This window comes from Agromyces sp. P1_H4 (genome assembly GCF_056405255.1).
This window is the reverse complement of record NZ_JBFUCL010000432.1, coordinates 1-2,668: the sequence shown is the minus strand read 5'-3', so window position 1 is coordinate 2,668 and position 2,668 is coordinate 1. Positions and strand designations below refer to the sequence as shown.

Genomic DNA, 2,668 nt, shown 5'->3' with positions numbered 1-2,668 from the left:
TGGCGGGGCTGGGGGCGCGGTCGGCCGCCGCCGTGCCCGCCGCGCCGGCGGTGCCAGCAGGCTCGACCGCCTCGTCGCGACGCAGGATGCGCACCATCGAGCGCATCTCGTCGAGGGTGCGGGATGCCTCAGCCTCGATGACCCGCAGCACGCGGGCGGCGGCGTCGGGGTCGGTGGCGGCCACCGCGGTGCCCGCCTGCGCCTGGATCGCGATCGCCGAGACGTGGTGCGCCACGGTGTCGTGCAGGTCGCGGGCCAGCTGCTCGCGTTCGAGGAGCTTGACCCGGTCGAGCTCGCGGGCGCGGGCAGCGGCCCGCCAGCGGAACGCCACCCCGAGGCTGATCGTGGTGGCCAGCACGGCGACCGCGCCGATGAGGTCGGCCAGGGTGAACGGGCCGTACGCGAACGAGAGCGCCGACGAGGCCAGCACCAGCGCGGCACCGCCCACCATGGCGCGCCCCGAGCCCCAGCGCACGGCCGCGTAGACGAGCAGGAGCATGGCGGCGGTGGCGACGAGCTCGGGATCGCCGCCCGTGACGACGGTGAACACCGATCCCAGGCCGAAGGCGATCGCGAGCATGGCGAGCGGGTGCGTGCGGCGCCAGAGCAGCGTCGGCGCGATCGCGGTGAGCACGACCGCCCACACCCAGCGCGACGGGACCTCGGGACGGGCCGCCGCCTCGACGACGGCCGCCATCGGCACCACCGCGACGAGCACCCAGTCGCGCCAGACGCGTCGGGGAGGACGCGGTGTGGCCGCCGGCGCATCCCAGATCGAGCGGAGGGGGCTCGTCATGCCCTCATGATAGGGGCGCACCGAGCACACCGGCCCGGCGAGGCGCGACGGGGGAGCGGCGGCCGAGGGCGGCGCGCCGGCGGATCACGACCTCGGCCACGGCGAGGTTGATCACCCATCCGGCCCCCATGAGCACGGCGTGCATCGCCTGGCCCGGTGCCCCGAACACGAGCGTCCACGGCAGGAAGGTGAGCACCTGGGTGCCGGCGCCGAGACCGATCGCGTAGGCGCGGGTCATCCACGCGCTGTGGGTCGTGACATCGCCGCGCCGGATCGCCGTGAACCCGAGCACGATGAACGCCGCCATCGCGGTGCCGAAGCCGAGGCGCATGACGAACATCGCGACGCCGTTCACCGCGGGCAGGGCGTAGAACAGGGTCATCCACAGCGCGGACAGGGCCGACAGCAGGCCGGCCGGCACGAGCACGCGGCCGGCGACCCGGTGCCAGCGGCGCCGCCGCAGCGACGGCGCGAACTGGAGCGCGCCGAGCACGAGGAACACGCTCGACGCGACGATGTGCGTCACCACCGGGACCGGCGAATCGAAGAACCGGGCATTCTCGGCGGTCACGGTGCCACCGCCGGCGAGCTCGGTGAGCCGCATGGACCCGGCGAGGACGGGCACCAGGCTGAGCACGATGAGCCCTGAAGGGGCGAGCCATTCCGACTTCTTCATGGCTCGATGCTCGTCGCCGGCCCGCGCCGCCGCATCGGCCTCGCGGCCCGAACTCCCTCGTCCGATCGGCTGAGGCGCACGCGCACGAGCGTGGCCGTGGGACCGCCACCACGCGGCATCCGCTCAGCGTGCGGCCCGTAGGCTGGAACGATGCTGCTCGCCCTCATCCGCCACGGACAGACCGACTGGAACCTGGCGCTGCGCATGCAGGGCCGCACCGACATCGCCCTCAACGCGACGGGTCGCGAGCAGGCCCGCCTGGCGGCATCCGCGCTCGCCGGCGAGCCGTGGGACGTCGTCGTGAGCTCACCGCTCGGCCGGGCACGCGAGACGGCGGAGATCATCGCGGCCGCCCTCGGCGTGCAACTCGGCGGCACCTACGACGAGCTCCTCGAGCAGGATTTCGGCGTCGCCGAGGGCACGCACGTCTCGGAGCTGTACGTGCGCTGGCCCGACCGCGAGTGGGCCGGCAAGGAGCCCGACGACGAGGTCGGTGCGCGCGGGGTCCGGGGTCTCGAGCGCATCGCCGACGACCATCCCGGCGCGCGCGTGATCGCGGTGGCCCACGGCACGCTCATCCGGCACACGCTCGCAGAGATCAGCGGGCACGAGCCCCGGCACTACCCGAAGCTCGAGAACGCGTCGTCGTCGTACGTCGACCGGGCGGATGCCGCGTGGCGCGTGCGCACCGTCGGCGGCGCGGACTTCGCCGTGGTGCTCCCGGGTCTCGAAGCGGGTGCCGACGAGGCGGCGCGGCTCGTCGGCTGAGGACTCAGCCGCGTCGGCCGGCGCGTTCGATGCCGTCGAGGATGAGGTCGAGCCCGAACTCGAACTCGAACTGGTCGTCGCACCAGCCGAGGGTCGATTCGGGGTCGTCGTGGCGCACGACCGACAGCATCTCGGCGAGGTGGGGCACCTGGGCGGCCATCTGCGCCAGCTCGTCGGGGTCGCCCGACCCGTCGTCGCCGGCGTTCTCGCCGAGCTCCTGCGAGAAGCCGAACATGCGGCTGCCGAGCGCGTGCATCGCGTGGTGGATGAGGTCGTACGACAGTCCCCCCGAGCGCAGCGTGCCGACGACCGAGTCGACGTACCTCGCAGTCGTCAGGCCGAGGCCCTGCCGTGAGTCCATCACGCCCGGCAGYCACGGATGCCGCAGCATCACCCCTCGCGCGGCGAGGATGCGTTCGCGGAGTGCA

At 73.8% G+C, this 2,668-nt stretch carries 4 protein-coding genes; 1 reads left to right on the top strand and 3 read right to left on the bottom strand.

What is annotated here, in order from left to right:
• A partial coding sequence (locus AC1DY2_RS18410; RefSeq protein WP_476763729.1) for a histidine kinase dimerization/phosphoacceptor domain-containing protein occupies positions 1–796 on the bottom strand: 796 nt, incomplete at its 3' end.
• Between the two features lie 4 nt (positions 797–800).
• Positions 801–1,472, bottom strand: a complete 672-nt coding sequence (locus AC1DY2_RS18405) for a DUF2306 domain-containing protein (RefSeq protein ID WP_476763728.1) — start codon at positions 1,470–1,472, stop codon at positions 801–803.
• 150 nt (positions 1,473–1,622) lie between these two features.
• Here AC1DY2_RS18405 and AC1DY2_RS18400 point away from each other — a divergent pair, with 150 nt between their 5' ends.
• Positions 1,623–2,240, top strand: coding sequence for a histidine phosphatase family protein (locus AC1DY2_RS18400; protein WP_476763727.1), 618 nt, complete (start codon positions 1,623–1,625; stop codon positions 2,238–2,240).
• Between the two features lie 4 nt (positions 2,241–2,244).
• Here AC1DY2_RS18400 and AC1DY2_RS18395 read toward each other — a convergent pair.
• Positions 2,245–2,668 (bottom strand): TetR/AcrR family transcriptional regulator C-terminal domain-containing protein (locus AC1DY2_RS18395; protein ID WP_476763726.1); only part of this gene is annotated, 424 nt, incomplete at its 5' end.